This window comes from Streptosporangium sp. NPDC000563, assembly GCF_040299985.1.
Taxonomy (GTDB): domain Bacteria; phylum Actinomycetota; class Actinomycetes; order Streptosporangiales; family Streptosporangiaceae; genus Streptosporangium.
In genome coordinates this window covers 15,324-30,137 of record NZ_JBEPDA010000041.1, presented here as the reverse complement: position 1 = coordinate 30,137, position 14,814 = coordinate 15,324, and the positions used below count along the sequence as shown (strand labels likewise).

Sequence of the window (14,814 nt, the reverse complement as noted above, 5' to 3'; positions counted from 1 at the left end):
GGGGTGTTTTCTAGGGGTTACCCGCGGGTAGCATTACCGGTAACGTTACTGACGAGTATGGAAAGTTCCGGATCCCCCGGTTTCAAGGAGCAGACCCCATGGGCCACTACAAGAGCAATGTCCGTGACCTGGAGTTCAACCTCTTCGAGGTCTTCGGACGCCGGGACATCCTGGGCAGCGGTCTTTACGCCGATCTGGACGAGGACGTCGTGCGGAGCCTGCTCGACGAGGTCAACCGCCTCGCCACGGGCGTGCTCGCCGACTCCTTCGAGGAGGGCGACCGCACCCCGCCGGTGTTCGACCCCGCCACCGGGACGGTGACGATGCCGGAGGGCTTCAAGAAGTCCTTCGCCGCCTACCGTGACGCCGGCTGGACCAACCTCAGTCTCCCCGCCGAGCTCGGCGGCCCCGGTCTGCCCAGCAGCGTGAGCTGGGCGCTGGCCGAGATGGTCCTCGGCTCCAACCCGGCCATCTGGATGTACTCCAGCGGCCCGGCCTTCGCCCACGTGCTCCACGTGATCGGCACCGAGGAGCAGAAGCGCTACGCCGAGCTCGCCATCGAGAAGCAGTGGGGCGCCACCATGGTCCTCACCGAGCCGGACGCCGGCTCCGACGTGGGCGCCGGCCGCGCGAAGGCCGTGCGTCAGGACGACGGCACCTGGCACATCGAGGGCGTGAAGCGCTTCATCACCAGCGCCGAGCACGACCTGTCCGACAACATCTTCCACCTCGTGCTCGCCCGCCCCGAGGGGCACGGCGTCGGCACCAAGGGCCTGTCGATGTTCCTGGTCTCGAAGTACCACGTGGACCTGGAGACCGGCGAGCTCGGCGAGCGCAACGGCGTGTACGTCACCAACGTCGAGAAGAAGATGGGCCTCAAGGTCTCCACGACCTGCGAGCTCACCTTCGGCGGCGAGCACCCGGCCGTGGGCACGCTCATCGGCGAGGTACACGAGGGCATCAAGCAGATGTTCATGATCATCGAGCACGCCCGGATGATGGTCGGCTCGAAGGCGATCGCCACGCTCTCCACCGGCTACCTCAACGCCCTCGAATACGCCAGGCAGCGGGTGCAGGGCGCCGACCTCACCCAGATGGCCGACAAGTCGGCCCCCCGCGTGACGATCACCCATCACCCGGACGTACGCCGGGAGCTGATGCTCCAGAAGTCGTACGCCGAGGGCATGCGCGCCCTGGTCATGTTCACCGCCACCTACCAGGACGACGTGCTGCTCGCCGAGCACGAGGGCCGCAGGAACGAGCACGCCGAGGCGATGAACGACCTGCTGCTCCCGCTGGTCAAGGGCGTCGGCTCCGAGCGCTCGTACGAGCTGCTCGCCCGCTCGCTGCAGACCCTGGGCGGGTCCGGCTACCTGCAGGACTACCCGATCGAGCAGTACATCAGGGACGCGAAGATCGACTCCCTCTACGAGGGCACCACCGCGATCCAGGGCCTGGACCTGTTCTTCCGCAAGGTCCTGCGCAACCAGGGGGCCGCCCTCGGTTCGCTGTACGCCGACGTGAAGGCCTTCGCCGCCTCCGAGGCGGGCAACGGGCGGCTGAAGGAGGGGCGCAAGCTCCTGGACGAGGCCGCCGACGAGGTCAAGGCGATGGCCGACACGATGGCGGGCTGGGCGATCGGCTCGCTGGAGACCCCGCAGGAGGTCTACAAGGTCGGTCTCAACACCACCCGGTTCCTGCTCGCCCTGGGCGACCTGGTGATCGGCTGGCTGCTGCTGCGCCAGGCCGAGGTGGCCCTGGCCGCGCTCGGCTCGACCGCCGAGAGGAGCGACCACGCCTTCTACAGCGGCAAGGTCTCCGCGGCCTCGTTCTTCGCGCAGACCGTCCTGCCCCGCATCGCCGCCGAGCGCCGCACGCTCGACGCCACGGACCAGGACCTGATGGAACTGCCGGAAGAGGCCTTCTGACCCGCCTCATCCCGGCCTGATCCCCGTCGGTTCAGGCCGCATGATCACCTGCTCCCGCGGCAGGCACGACGAGGGACCGGCCCCGCTCTCCCGGGGCCGGTCCCTCGTCCGTTTTCCGCTTCTCCGCCAGGACGGATCACCGCGAAGTTCTTGACAGCGGCCCTCTGTTATTCTCATACTGAGTTTGTCTCAACTTGAGAAGGACATGGGATGGATGAATCGGAGTTCCTCGCCGGCTATGACCCTCGGGCATACCCGGCGGTCGCGGTGACGGTCGACGTGGTGGCGCTCACCATTCGCGGGGGCGGGTTGCGCGTTCTGCTGATCAGGCGGGCCGAGCAACCCCATGCGGGGCTGTGGGCGCTGCCCGGGGGGTTCATCCGGCCGGGAGAGGACCTGCCACAGGCCGCGGCGCGGGAGCTGGCCGAGGAGACGGGGCTGTCCGACCGGTCTGGGCCGTTGGGCCGAATCCACATCGAGCAGCTCGCCAGCTACGGGGCTCCCGAGCGTGACCCGCGGATGAGGGTCGTGTCGATCTCCTACCTCGCCTTCGCCCCCGACCTGCCCGATCCCCGGGCGGGCTCGGACGCGGCCGACGCCTCCTGGCACCCGGTCGACAAGCTTCCTGAGCTCGCGTTCGACCACGACCGCATCCTGGCGCACGGGCTGGAGCGGGCGCGCGGCAAGCTGGAGTACACCCCGCTCGCCACCGCGTTCGCCGGTGAGAGGTTCACGATCTCCGAGCTGCGCGGCGTCTACGAGACGGTCTGGGGGGTGCAGCTGCACGCGGGCAACTTCCACCGCAAGATCCTGTCGGTTCCCGGCTTCGTGGAGAGCACGGGCGAGACCACCGAGAGCGGCGGGGCCAGGGGCGGGCCGCGCGCCAAGCTCTATCGGGCCGGTGACGCCCGGCTCCTGCACCCCGCCCTGTTGCGACCGGCCAGGGAGGAGCAGATCCGATGACCACGGCCGAGGCGATCGCGCTGGTGACCGCCGCTCACACGCCCGAGGACCTGTTCGGCGGGGACTCCCCCCACCGGGCGTACCGGAGGCTCGCGAGGCTGCTCCACCCCGACCTCGCGCCGGGAGCGGAGGCCGCCGTGGCGTTCACCCGGCTGGCGGAGCTGTGGGCGGCCCGCGAGGACGCCTCGAAGGGGGCTTCTGAGCGGGCCAAGGAGGTGGTGATCACCACCAGGCGGGGCACCTACCGGATCGGGGGTGTCTTCCGGCGGGGCGCGTCGGCCGTGCTCTACGAGAGCGGCACCGACACGCTGCTCAAGCTCCCGCGCAGCCACGCGGACAACGACCTCATACGCCGTGAGGCGGAGTCGCTGAGGACGATCGCGCACGACGGCGACCCGTTGCTCCTGCCGTACGTGCCTCGTCTGGTGGAGTCGTTCCGGCACCGTTCCGACGGGGTCGAGCGGCAGGCCAACGTGATCAGCCGGGTGCCGGACGGGTTCCTGAGCCTGGAGGAGGTCCGGCGGCGCCGGCCGGTGCTGGACGTGCGGGACGCGGCGTGGATCTGGCGGCGGCTGCTGGTGGCCGTCGGCGCGGCTCACCGGGCGGGGGTCGTGCACGGGGCGGTGTTCGGGCACCACGTCCTCGTCCACCCGCTCGACCACGGCCTGGTGCTCGTCGACTGGAGCCAGTCGGTCCCGCTCGGCACCCCGATCACCGCCCTGGTGGCCAGGCACCGCGACGACTATCCGCCCTGGGTCCTGGACAGGAAGCCCGCGACCCCGGCCACCGACATCCACCTCGCCACCCGCTGTGTGGCCGCCCTCATGGGCGACCGCGTCCCCACCCCGGTCAGGCACTTCGTCCGGGGCAGCCTGCTCAGCCCGCCGAACGACGCCTGGCGGCTCCTGGGAGAGCTCGACGAGCTGCTCGACGACCTGTACGGGCCGAGGAAATACCGGCCGCTCCATCTCTGACCCTCGAAATCTCCGCCTCTCGAAACCCTCGCCCCTTCGACCCTCGAAACCCTCGACTCCCAGAACGACCTTCGAAACGACCTTGACGACCTCAGGAACGACCTCATAGAACGTTCCACCTGATCCGAGGAGATCCCCCGTGGGAAGCGGAATCTGGTCCACCGACGTCTACTCCGCCGCCGCGAGCTACCGCGCGGCCAAGGGTTCGAGCGCCTTCGCCTACAGCGACAGCGGCGCCCGCTCCGCTCACCCCGACCTCGACCCGCACAAGGTCGCGCTCCGCGAGAGCCGCGACTCCGCCGAGCACCCCAACTCCCTCGCCGTGGCCGTCCTGTTCGACGTGACCGGCTCGATGCGCGGGGTGCCCCGCACCCTCCAGACCAAGCTGCCCGACCTGCTCGGACTGCTGCTCCGCAAGGGGTACGCCACCGACCCGCAGATCCTCTTCGGCGCGATCGGCGACGCCACCTGCGACCGCGCTCCCCTTCAGGTGGGCCAGTTCGAGTCCGACAACCGGATGGACGAGCACCTGGGCAAGATCCTGCTCGAGGGCGGGGGCGGCGGCCAGATGTCCGAGTCGTACGAGCTGGCGATGTACTTCATGGCCAGGCACACCTCGATCGACTGTTTCGAGAAGCGTGGCCGCCGGGGTTACCTGTTCATCATCGGCGACGAGCTGCCCTATCCGCAGGTCAAGCGGCGCGAGGTCGAGAAGGTGGTCGGCGAGCGGCTCCAGCGCGACATCCCGACCAAGGACCTCGTCGCCGAGCTGACCAGGATCTACGACGTCTACTACATCCTCCCCGCCGGATCGAGTTACGCCGGGGACGGCCGGGTGCTCGCCGCCTGGCGCGAACTGCTCGGCCAGAACGTGCTGGAGCTGGACGACCTGGACGCGGTCTGCGAGACCATCGCGCTCACCGTCGGCCTCGGCGAGGACGCCATCGACCTGCGAGAAGGGCTGGACGACCTCGACGAGATCGGCTCGAACGCCGGAAGCGCCGTGGGCAAGGCCCTCGCCAAGCTCGACCGGGGCGCCCTCGTGGTGTCCGACGGGCTCGACCTGGGCGGCGACAGCGGCGTGATGCGGCTCTGAGAACCTCCCCGCCGTGCGGCGGCCACCGCGAAAGCGGCGGGGAGTGCCACCACGAAGGGAGACGGTTCCTCCCCGGCGGGACGAAACCCGCCGGGGAGGGGCCTCGACGGGCCTCGACGGAGGAGACCGTCCTGGCGCCCCCGCTGACGCGAACCTTCGAGGTCCCTCCGGCGAAAGATACCGACGGCTCCGGCAGAGGGACCGGCAGGGGCTTCCGGCTGAAGAGACCGGCCGGAGAACGGCTCGTCCGGGAGAGAAATCCGGAAGAGAACCGGAAGAGAAACAGAGGAAGAGGAAGAGGAGACGAGGGTGAACGGGTGGCCGTATGCGTGAGCACGTGATCGTGACCGACCTCGGGTACGGCGACGCGGGGAAGGGCACCGTCGTCGACTGGCTCTGCGCCCGCGAGCCCGTCCAGGCGGTCGTCAGGTTCAACGGGGGCGCGCAGGCGGGGCACAACGTCGTCCTGCCCGACGGGAGACACCACACGTTCGCGCAGTTCGGGTCGGGCACGTTCAGAGGAGTGCCGACCCACCTGTCCAGGTTCATGGTCGTGGATCCGCTCTCGCTGGCCGGGGAGGCGGCCCATCTGGAGGCGCTGGGCGTTCCCGACCCGTTCCGCCTGCTCACCGTGGACCGGGACGCCCTGCTCGCCACGCCGTACCACGTGGCGGCGGGGCGGGCCAGGGAGCTGGCGCGCGGTGAGGACCGGCACGGGTCGTGCGGGATGGGCGTCGGGGAGACGATGGCCTACGCCCTGGAGCACCCCGATCTCGCGCCGGTCGCGGGCGACTGCGAGGAACCTGTCCGGCTCACCCGCAAGCTGCGCGCGCTCCGCGACGCCCTCGGCGGGAGCGGGCCGCCCGTGGCGGACTGCGTGGACGCCTACCGGGCGTTCGCCGAGCGGGTGATCCTGGTCGGCTCCTCGTTCACGGCGGCGCTGCTGCGCAGGCGGCCCGTGGTCTTCGAGGGGGCGCAGGGTGTGCTGCTCGACGAGTGGCACGGCTTCCATCCGTACACCACCTGGAGCACGACGACCTTCGCCAACGCGCTGGAACTGCTCGACGGGGTGCCCGCCACGCGGCTGGGCGTGCTGCGGACCTACACCCCGCGGCACGGCCCGGGACCGCTCGTCACCGAGGACGCGGACCTCGCGCTGCCCGAGGCCCACAACGGGACCGGCCCCTGGCAGGGCCCCTTCCGCGCCGGCCACTTCGACGCGGTGGCCCACCGCTACGCGCTCGCGGTCTGCGGCGGGGCAGACGCCCTCGCGCTCACCCACCTGGACGCGCCGGTGTCGCGGATGTGCGTCTCGTACGACATCGGCGAGCTTCCCGTGGGCGTGACGGGCGACCTCGACGGGCAGGCCCGGCTGACGGAACGGCTTCTGGAACCGCTGACGGGGGCCGGGCCGCGCTACGCCGACGGGATCGACGACTGGCCCGCGGCGGTGGCCGAGGCCCTCGGGGTGCCGGTGTGGCTGGGCTCGTCGGGACCCACCGCCGCAGACAAGGTCCTTCTCGGTGGTGTGATCACGCCGGAAAGGGTATGACCAATCCCGGACTCTCTCTTTGCCTGGCGTACAGCCTTTACCCGGAGGAACTCATGGGTGTCGGGGTCAGCATCTTCTTTCTCACGCTCGGCGCCATCCTCCGCTTCGCCATCGATCCCGACGTCCTCGGCGAGGCGGTGCACATCGACGTGATCGGCCTGATCTTCATGATCGTCGGGGCTGTCGGGATCGTGCTGAGCATCGTGATGTCCCCCAAGCGCGGGCACACGTCCGAGGACCGCCTGATGCACCGCGAGAACCACCCGCCGGAGGTCTAGGACCTCCGGGGGGCCTTTTTCGGCCGTGCCGGCCGTGTCGTTCTAGACCTCGAACTGCACCGCCGCCCGCGAGGCCACGATCGGCTTGATGTGCTCGACGACCACGGCCTGGTGCAGCGGGTGGTCGCGGTAGACGAGGAAGTCGTCGGCGCTGTCGAAGTCCGCGACGACGGCGAACTCGTGGTTGCCGGGGTTCACGCCCGCGTCGGAGCCGATGGTGTAGGAGCGGATCTCGGTGATGGCTCCGGGCAGCTTGGCGAGCTCCGTGGCGACCCTGGCCCTCTGCTCCTCGGTGGCCTCTTCCGTCCAGGTGAACAGCACGACATGCCGGAACATGATCTTCCCTTCCCTCGGGTATCCCAGGTGCCCTGAGCGCCCGGCCAGCGTACGGCCAGACGCGCCGGGACGCGGCGGCGCCCCCACGGCACGGGAGCCGATATCACGCGGGACGCGATGTGGACCCTCGACGGCGTCCGGCAGACTTGATCCTTATCCGGCCGGAGCGTCTCGGCACGGCTTCGAGCACGATCTTGTGGGCCGCCTCGGGGATGAACCTGAGGTCGTGGGTGATCAGGATGGTCGTGCGCCCGGCCATGAGCCTCTTGAGCGGTTCCATGATCCGCGCCGCCGTGGGCGCGTCGAGGCCCGTCATCGGCTCGTCGAGGACGAGGACGGGAGCGTCGCGCAGGATCGCCCTCGCGATGGCGATCCGCTGGCGCTGCCCGCCCGACACCAACCGGCCGCGCTGCCCGATCGGAGTGTCGTACCCGAGGGGGAGCGTGGTGACGAAGTCGTGGACGTCCGCCAGCACGGCGGCCCGCACGACGGCGTCCAGGTCGGCACCGGGACTTCCGTAGGCGATGTTCTCGCGTACGGTCCCTGAGAAGAGCAGGCTCTCCTGCTGCAGGATGGTGATGTTGTCACGCAGCGACTCGCGCGACAGGTCCCGGAGGTCCACCCCGTCGAGGAGGACGCGTCCCGCGGTGGGGTCGTGGAAGCGCAGCAGCAGCTTCGCGAGCGTGGACTTGCCCACGCCGCTCGGCCCGGTGCACACGACCAGTTCTCCGGGTTCGACGGTGAAGGACAGGTCCCGCAGCGTGGGTCTTCTCCTGTTCGGATAGGTGAAGCCGACTTCCTGGAACTCGATGCGGCCCCGTCCGCGCCCCAGGTGAACGGCGTCGTCGCGATCGACGACGGTCGGCCGGGTCGCCAGGATCTCGATGACACGGTCGGAGCCCGCCGCCGCCTCGGAGACGGTGAGGGCGATCTGCCCCAGGCTCTGCACCGCCGGGTAGAGGTAGGCGAGGTAGGCGGCGAAGGCGAGGAGGCCACCGATGGTGAGGCGCCCCGAGGAGATCTCCCAGGCGCCGAACCCGAGGATGATGACGAGGCAGGCGGTCTCGATGACCTGGACGACGGGTCCGTACAGGGAGGAGAGCCACGCCTGCGCCACGTTCGCCCGCATCCAGGTGTGTCCCTCGGAGTGCAGCCGCTCGGCCTCGGCGCCCTGGCGGTTGTACGCCTGGACGAGCGACTGGTTGGACAGGCCCTCCTCGATGACGCTGTTCATGATCCCGTTGCTGAGCCGCTCGCGCGCCGACACGATCCTGAACCTGCTCGCGAAACCCTTGGCGACCAGCAGGAAGGCCGGGACCAGCAGGAACGTCAGCAGCGCCAGGTCCCACCTGATGTAGAAGGCGGCACCGGCGAAGAAGACGACGCTGACGAGCGTGGTGAAGAGTTTGACCAGGCCGGAGCCGACGAGCTCCTCGATCGCCTCGATGTCGTCGGTGAGCCTCGCCATCAGGTCCCCCAGGCGGCGGTTGTCGAAGAAGTCGGGCGTGAGCGTCTGGATGTGCTCGAACACCCTGTCGCGCAACCTCAGCAGGAAGCGTTCGCCGCCCAGGGCGGTGAGGTAGGCCCCCAGGAAGGAGACCAGACCCGCGACGGCCGCGAGGCCGAGCCAGGCGGCGGCGGGGAGCCAGAAGGCCCCCAGGTTCTGTCTGCTGAGCACCTCGTCCGTGATGTACCCGAACAGGCCGATCGCGGCGACCTCGCAGACGGCCGCGACGACGGCGAGTACGCCACCGGCTACGAGCAGATGACGGAGGCCGCGGGTGTACGGCCAGAACTCCCGGAAGGTCCTGCGGATGGAGACCGTGGGTGCCACCGGAGGACGGCGTACGGTGGCCCTCGCTCCGTGGGGCGAGAGCGACTCTGAGAATGAGAGCCGACGGTTGACCCGCCGGCTCTCATTTGTTTCCGCTAGCACCGGATCCGGCTCACCACCACCATCCGCCACCGCACCCTCCGCCGCAGCGGCATCCACAGCGGCGGCGGCGACGGCAGCACCCCCAGCCGCCTCCCCAGTCCAGATAACGGCCGGCCGGGAAGAGCTGCTTGAAAGACATGGCTTCCCCCTTCGCATTGAGCTTGTCGCGCTTACCAATCACGACACTAACTCTCATACCCGGACAAACCGTCACATTTATCACGCATTCAAGATGTTTCGCCAAGCGATTCGTAAAGGCCGCAAACGGATCGCGAGTAAAGACCGCCTCGGCTTCCCGGCATCGCTCCGCCGCCCCGCCGGAGCCGGGGACGCGCACCTTAAAGATCGATCCGCAGGAGAAAAAAGGGGTTTCCCATTACCGGCCGGGTGACGGCTCGTACCGCGTCCCGGCTGTTCGGTACGGACCCTCCCGAGGCGCCCCCTCGTTTTCCCACCGAGGTAATCGACTTGTGAAGCCGGGAAAGGGAAGGCGAGCACCGGGGGTATATCGCCCCTCTCTCTCCCACCCCACTTTCCCGACGGGCACGAAGGGAAAGGCGCCCTCACGGACATATGGGAAGGACCCCATCCCTCCTGACAGGCGGGAAAGAACCCTTACCCGCGCGGGGAAGAGACGCTCGCGGCCGCGGGAAATCCGCGCTCTCGGGCGCGGGAGGGAGTTCTCACCGCGGCGGGAGAGGACGCGCACGTGGTCTCCCCCTCCGTGGGAGGAGGGGGAGACCACGTCACGGGGTCACGACGTCGCCGAGTCACGACGTCACGGGGTCAGGCCCAGGCGAGCATGCGGAGAGGGTCCTCAAGCATGGCGCCGACGTCGCGCAGGAAGAGCGAGCCGAGTTGCCCGTCCACCACCCGGTGGTCGAACGAGAGGGCGAGCGTGCAGACCCTGCGCGGCACGACCTGCCCGTCCACCACCCACGGCATCTCCCTCACCTGCCCGAAGGCCAGGATCGCCGACTCCCCCGGGTTGAGGATCGGGGTGCCCGCGTCCACCCCGAAGACACCCACGTTCGTGATCGTGATCGTCCCCCCCGCCATGTCGGCGGGCTGGGTACGGCCCGCCCTCGCGGTCTCGGCGAGGGCTCCGAGGGCGGCGGCCAGGTCGGGCAGCGACAGGCGGTGGGCGTCCTTGACGTTGGGAACGAGCAGGCCGCGCGGGGTGGCCGCGGCGATGCCCAGGTTGACGCGGTGCTTGACCACGATCTCCTGGCGGGCCTCGTCCCAGGCAGAGTTGATCATCGGGTGACGACGGGCGGCGACGAGCACCGCCTTCGCGACCATGAGCAGCGGGGAGACCTTGACCTCGGCGAAGTCGGGCAGCCCGCGAAGGCGCCGGACCGCGTCCATGGTCGCCGTCATGTCCACCTGGAGGAACTCCGTCACGTGTGGCGCGGTGAACGCGGAGGACACCATCGCCTGCGCGGTCGCCTTCCGCACCCCCTTGATCGGGATTCGCTCCTCGTCCTCGCCCTCCCAGGTCGCGGCCGGTACTCGTGCCCTGACGTCGTTCCCGGGAGGGAGCCCGGTCTCGACGGCGTCCCCGGAGGTGGGGGCGGCGTCGAGGGCGGCCTGGACGTCACCCCTGGTGATCGAGCCGTGCGGGCCCGTCCCCACCAGGGAGGCCAGGTCGACCCCCAGGTCCCTGGCGAGCTTCCGCACCGGGGGTTTCGCCAGAACCGCGATCTTCCCCGGTGACGAGGCCGGACCCGCGCCGGGACCGGCCACCCCGGGACCGGCCGGACCAGGACCGTTCACACCGGACGAGGCAGGACCGTTCACACCGGGACGAGCCGGACCGTTCACACCGGACGAGGCAGGACCGTTCATACCGGGACGAGCCGGACCGTTCACACCGGACGGCGCCGGCTCGGCGGCCCTCGTCGTGGACGCCGTCCCCGTGGACGCACCCGCCGTACCCTCACCGGGCCGCGTCGCCCCCACCGCGGGGGACGTGCCGGGCGAGACCGGTTTGCGGGGACGACGCTTGGCCGCGCCCGGCTTCACGCCGTACCCCACCAGCACCGGCTGCCGGACCTCGGCCGGCGGGGTCGGCACCATGTCGTCGGCGAGGGCCTCCGTCCGCACCGCCGCCCCGTCAGGGGCCGTGGCCTGAGCGGGGGCCTGGGCGGGGGCCGGAGAGGCGCCCGTACCGTCGTCCACCGAGATGATCGGCCTGCCGACGTCCACCACCTCGCCCTCGTCCGCCATCAGCGCGGCCACCACGCCCTCGAACGGGCAGGGAAGCTCGACGACGGCCTTGGCGGTCTCGATCTCCACGATGATCTGGTTGACCTTGACCGGTTCCCCGGCCTTCACGTGCCAGCGGACGATCTCCGCCTCGGTGAGGCCCTCCCCCACGTCGGGGAGCTTGAACTCCTTCATCTCTCCGCCCCTCCTCAGAACGCGAACGCGCGGTCGACGGCGTGCAGGACCCGGTCCAGGTCGGGCAGGTAGTGGTCCTCGAGCCGCGAGGGCGGGTAGGGGGTGGAGGGTCCGCCGACCCTCAGGACCGGCGCCTCCAGGTGGTAGAAGCACTCCTCGGTGACGCGGGCGGCGACCTCGGCGCCGAAGCCGTTGAAGACGGGCGCCTCGTGCACCACGACGCAGCGCCCGGTCGCGCGCACCGACTCGGTGACCTTCGCGATGTCGAGCGGGTTGAGCGAGCGCAGGTCGACGACCTCCAGGGAGCGGCCGTCCTCCTCGGCCGCCTTCGCGGCCTCCAGACAGGTCTTCACCATCGGCCCGTACGCGAGCAGGGTGAGGTCCGTCCCCGGCCGCGCCACCCTGGCCTCGTCGAAGGGCGGCCAGCCGGAGGAGTCGACGTCCACCTCGGCCTTCTCCCAGTAGCGCCGCTTGGGCTCGAAGAAGATCACCGGATCGTCGCAGCGGATCGCCTGCTGGATCATGGTGTAGGCGTCGGCCGGGTTGGAGCAGGCCACGACGCGCAGGCCCGCGGTGTGGGTGAAGTAGGCCTCGGGCGACTCGCTGTGGTGCTCCACCGCGCCGATGCCCCCGCCGCACGGAATCCGTACGACGACCGGCAGCCTCAGCTTGCCCAGCGACCGCAGCGGCATCTTGGCGAGCTGCGTGATGATCTGGTCGGCCGCGGGGAAGACGAACCCGTCGAACTGGATCTCGCAGACCGGGCGGTAGCCGCGCAGCGCCAGGCCGATGGCCGTCCCGACGATGCCCGACTCGGCCAGGGGGGTGTCGATGACCCGCTGCTCGCCGAAGTCCTTCTGCAGGCCGTCCGTCACCCGGAACACCCCGCCGAGCTTGCCCACGTCCTCCCCCATCACGAGGACCTTGGGGTCGTCCTCCATGGCCTTGCGCATCCCCTCGTTGAGCGCCTTGGCCATCGTGAGAATGCTCATGCCTCGAACCCCTCCAGGTAGGTGGCGAACTCGGCACGCTCGGCGTCGATCAGGGAGTGCCGCTCGGCGTAGACGTGGTCGAAGATGGCCGACGGTTCCGGGTCGGGCAGTTCGAGACAGCGTTTGCGGACGTCACGTCCCAGCTCGTCGGCCTCGGCGTCGACCGCGTCGAAGAACTCCTGGTCGGCGAGCTGGTTCTTGAACATGTAGGCCCTGACCCGCTCGATCGGGTCCTTGAGCTTCCACGCCTCCAGTTCGGCGGCCACCCGGTAGCGGGTCGGGTCGTCGGAGGTGGTGTGGGCGCCCATCCGGTAGGTGAAGGCCTCGATGAGCATGGGCCCCTGCCCGGACCTGGCGTCGGCGAGCGCCTTGCGGGTGACGGCGAGGCAGGCGAGGACGTCGTTGCCGTCGACACGGACGCCGGGGAACCCGAACCCGCTCGCCCTGCGGTACAGGGGGATGCGCGACTGCTTCTCCAGCGGTTCCGAGATCGCCCACTGGTTGTTCTGGCAGAAGAACACCACCGGCGCGTTGAACACCGACGCCCAGATGAACGACTCGTTCACGTCCCCCTGGGAGGTGGCGCCGTCGCCGAAGTAGACGATGCTCGCGGCCTCGGCGCCGTCGCGCTGGATGCCCATCGCGTAGCCGACCGCGTGCAGGGTCTGGCTGCCGATCACGATGGTGTAGAGGTGGAAGTTGTGCTCGGCGGGGTCCCAGCCTCCGTGGTTGACGCCGCGGAACAGGCCGAGCAGGTTGACCGGGTCGACCCCCCTGCACCAGGCCACCCCGTGCTCGCGGTAGGTCGGGAAGGCCATGTCGGCCTCGGTCAGCGCCCGGCCGGAGCCGATCTGCGCGGCCTCCTGCCCGAGCAACGAGGCCCAGAGCCCCAGCTCGCCCTGGCGTTGCAGTGCGACGGCCTCCAGGTCGACGCGGCGGACCAGGACCAGGTCCCGGTAGAGCCCGCGGATCTCCTCGGGTGTCAGATCTATGTCGTAGTCGGGATGCTCGACCCGTTCTCCCTCGGGGGTCAGCAGCTGGATGAGCTCCGGAGGTGCTTCCGCACCACGAGAGGCGTCGGCTGTCACGTGCCACTCCTGTGTGCTCGGGGCCGTCTGGATGGGTTCTCCACCGTCGTCCGGCCGATTCGCGACGCGTTCGACCCTTCTGGTGGTGGTTCGTCCGCGCTTGTGGCCATCGTGGCAGAGGTCACATACCTGTGCGCAAGACCTGCCTCGACGTCCATATGCTCCCCGTTCCCCGCGCGTCCCCTTTCACCCACCCGTACCTCCACGCGAGATCCGGCGTATCGCCTGCCACGTCGGGGATCCAGGGGTGTCACCCGCCGCCGGGTCCCTTCATCCGCGAGATCCGCGACCGTTCACCGTCCGTGACCTCTCGCGCGGGATCCCTGGGTCCGGCCCCCGCACCGGAGCGCGGCCGGAGCCCGTTACTCTTGAGGCGCCGGACCGTCCCCGTCTCAACCAGGAGGAACACCGTGGCGCGCGTCATCGTCGACGTCATGCTGAAGCCCGAGATTCTCGACGCGCAGGGGCAGGCGATCGCCCGTGCACTGCCGCGGCTCGGCTTCGCGGGTGTCTCAGCGGTACGGCAGGGCAAGCGATTCGAGGTGGAGCTCGAAGGGCCCGCCGACGAGGCGGCAATTGCGGACGTCCGAAAAATGGCCGAGACCCTCCTCGCCAACACGGTGATCGAGGACTACACCGTCACCGTCGAGTCCTAGGCCATCACTCCACGCAGATCGACTGCACAAATCCGGTTATATCCGGCTTTAGGGGCGGAGCAATCCCACGGCTTGACCACCAGTCAATAACATTACGGTTATTTTGCGGTTAGCCCGGATTCTGCAGGGAAGCCTTCACAAGGTGACGTCTGACCCCGGGAGGAAACCGGTGGACATGGAGTTCTCGCTGGCTCTGCCACGACAGGCCGTCGGTATACCGATGGTCCGCAGGGCGCTCGGTGACTCCCTGCGCTCGCTCGGCGTCACCGAAGACTGCGTCTCCGACATCCTGCTGGCGGTGACCGAGGCGTGCGCCAACGCCGTGCGACACGGAGGTCCGGCCACCCGCTACGAGGTCGAGACCACCATCGGCCACGGCCGCTGCGACGTCCGCATCATCGACCGGGGCCAGGGCCTCGTCCGGGTGCCCGAGCACTACCCGCCGACCGACGCCGAGAACGGCAGGGGCCTGCTGATCATGCAGGCCGTGGTCGACGAGATCTCCTTCGACATCACTCCCGGCCGCGGGACCGTCGTGCACCTGTGCAAGCACCTCGACTGGGACCACGACGCCGCCTACCTCCGCGACCGGATGCTCGCCGCCGTCTGAAG

The 14,814-nt window shown here is 69.7% G+C and carries 13 protein-coding genes; 8 read left to right on the top strand and 5 right to left on the bottom strand.

Features of this window, described 5'->3' with window-relative positions; all coding sequences use genetic code 11:
- Positions 1-98: 98 nt before the first annotated feature.
- The 6 genes from ABT352_RS39365 to ABT352_RS39340 all read left to right on the top strand — a co-directional run bounded on the left by ABT352_RS39365 (position 99) and on the right by ABT352_RS39340 (position 6,791).
- Entirely contained in the window at positions 99-1,928 is a 1,830-nt protein-coding gene (locus ABT352_RS39365; RefSeq protein WP_350950158.1) for an acyl-CoA dehydrogenase, read from the top strand.
- A 210-nt stretch (positions 1,929-2,138) separates the two neighbouring features.
- Positions 2,139-2,891 carry an NUDIX hydrolase gene (locus tag ABT352_RS39360; RefSeq protein ID WP_350950157.1) on the top strand — a complete coding sequence of 251 codons (753 nt, stop codon included), beginning with the start codon at positions 2,139-2,141 and terminating at the stop codon, positions 2,889-2,891.
- A complete protein-coding gene (locus ABT352_RS39355; RefSeq protein ID WP_350950156.1) occupies positions 2,888-3,865 on the top strand; it encodes a lipopolysaccharide kinase InaA family protein in 978 nt (325 codons plus the stop codon). Before ABT352_RS39360 ends, ABT352_RS39355 begins: the two co-directional genes overlap by 4 nt.
- A 139-nt stretch (positions 3,866-4,004) precedes the next feature.
- Entirely contained in the window at positions 4,005-4,961 is a 957-nt protein-coding gene (locus tag ABT352_RS39350; RefSeq protein ID WP_350950155.1) for a hypothetical protein, read from the top strand.
- A 325-nt stretch (positions 4,962-5,286) separates the two neighbouring features.
- Positions 5,287-6,513, top strand: a complete 1,227-nt coding sequence (locus ABT352_RS39345) for an adenylosuccinate synthetase (protein WP_350950154.1) — start codon at positions 5,287-5,289, stop codon at positions 6,511-6,513.
- A 53-nt stretch (positions 6,514-6,566) separates the two neighbouring features.
- A complete protein-coding gene (locus ABT352_RS39340; RefSeq protein ID WP_350950153.1) occupies positions 6,567-6,791 on the top strand; it encodes a DUF6458 family protein in 225 nt (74 codons plus the stop codon).
- 42 nt (positions 6,792-6,833) lie between these two features.
- Here ABT352_RS39340 and ABT352_RS39335 read toward each other — a convergent pair whose 3' ends face one another.
- The 5 genes from ABT352_RS39335 to pdhA all read right to left on the bottom strand — a co-directional run bounded on the left by ABT352_RS39335 (position 6,834) and on the right by pdhA (position 13,546).
- On the bottom strand, positions 6,834-7,127 hold the full coding sequence (locus tag ABT352_RS39335; protein ID WP_350950152.1) for a Dabb family protein: 294 nt from the start codon (positions 7,125-7,127) through the stop codon (positions 6,834-6,836).
- A gap of 103 nt (positions 7,128-7,230) precedes the next feature.
- Positions 7,231-8,961: an ABC transporter ATP-binding protein gene (locus ABT352_RS39330; RefSeq protein WP_350950151.1), complete on the bottom strand. Its 1,731-nt coding sequence runs from the start codon at positions 8,959-8,961 to the stop codon at positions 7,231-7,233.
- An 888-nt stretch (positions 8,962-9,849) separates the two neighbouring features.
- The gene (locus tag ABT352_RS39325; RefSeq protein WP_350950150.1) at positions 9,850-11,466 is read right to left on the bottom strand and encodes a dihydrolipoamide acetyltransferase family protein; all 1,617 of its coding nucleotides are present in this window, start codon (positions 11,464-11,466) and stop codon (positions 9,850-9,852) included.
- Positions 11,467-11,480: 14 nt separating this feature from the next.
- The gene (locus ABT352_RS39320) at positions 11,481-12,458 is read right to left on the bottom strand and encodes an alpha-ketoacid dehydrogenase subunit beta (RefSeq protein ID WP_350950149.1); all 978 of its coding nucleotides are present in this window, start codon (positions 12,456-12,458) and stop codon (positions 11,481-11,483) included.
- On the bottom strand, positions 12,455-13,546 hold the full coding sequence (gene pdhA, locus ABT352_RS39315; RefSeq protein WP_350950148.1) for a pyruvate dehydrogenase (acetyl-transferring) E1 component subunit alpha: 1,092 nt from the start codon (positions 13,544-13,546) through the stop codon (positions 12,455-12,457). Before pdhA ends, ABT352_RS39320 begins: the two co-directional genes overlap by 4 nt.
- 410 nt (positions 13,547-13,956) lie before the next feature.
- Between pdhA and purS the strand changes: the two genes are divergently transcribed.
- Both purS and ABT352_RS39305 read left to right on the top strand, forming a co-directional pair.
- Entirely contained in the window at positions 13,957-14,202 is a 246-nt protein-coding gene (gene purS / locus ABT352_RS39310) for a phosphoribosylformylglycinamidine synthase subunit PurS (RefSeq protein WP_350950147.1), read from the top strand.
- A 142-nt stretch (positions 14,203-14,344) separates the two neighbouring features.
- Positions 14,345-14,812 carry an ATP-binding protein gene (locus ABT352_RS39305; RefSeq protein ID WP_350950146.1) on the top strand — a complete coding sequence of 156 codons (468 nt, stop codon included), beginning with the start codon at positions 14,345-14,347 and terminating at the stop codon, positions 14,810-14,812.
- Positions 14,813-14,814 lie beyond the last annotated feature (2 nt).

What these genes read in the sequence shown, in the direction of transcription:
- ABT352_RS39365 (WP_350950158.1), top strand. Translation starts at nt 99, where the DNA reads ATGGGCCACTACAAGAGCAATGTCCGTGACCTGGAGTTCAACCTCTTC.
- ABT352_RS39360 (WP_350950157.1), top strand. Translation starts at nt 2,139, where the DNA reads ATGGATGAATCGGAGTTCCTCGCCGGCTATGACCCTCGGGCATACCCG.
- ABT352_RS39355 (WP_350950156.1), top strand. Translation starts at nt 2,888, where the DNA reads ATGACCACGGCCGAGGCGATCGCGCTGGTGACCGCCGCTCACACGCCC.
- ABT352_RS39345 (WP_350950154.1), top strand. Translation starts at nt 5,287, where the DNA reads ATGCGTGAGCACGTGATCGTGACCGACCTCGGGTACGGCGACGCGGGG.
- ABT352_RS39340 (WP_350950153.1), top strand. Translation starts at nt 6,567, where the DNA reads ATGGGTGTCGGGGTCAGCATCTTCTTTCTCACGCTCGGCGCCATCCTC.
- ABT352_RS39335 (WP_350950152.1), bottom strand. Translation starts at nt 7,127, where the DNA reads ATGTTCCGGCATGTCGTGCTGTTCACCTGGACGGAAGAGGCCACCGAG.
- ABT352_RS39325 (WP_350950150.1), bottom strand. Translation starts at nt 11,466, where the DNA reads ATGAAGGAGTTCAAGCTCCCCGACGTGGGGGAGGGCCTCACCGAGGCG.
- ABT352_RS39320 (WP_350950149.1), bottom strand. Translation starts at nt 12,458, where the DNA reads ATGAGCATTCTCACGATGGCCAAGGCGCTCAACGAGGGGATGCGCAAG.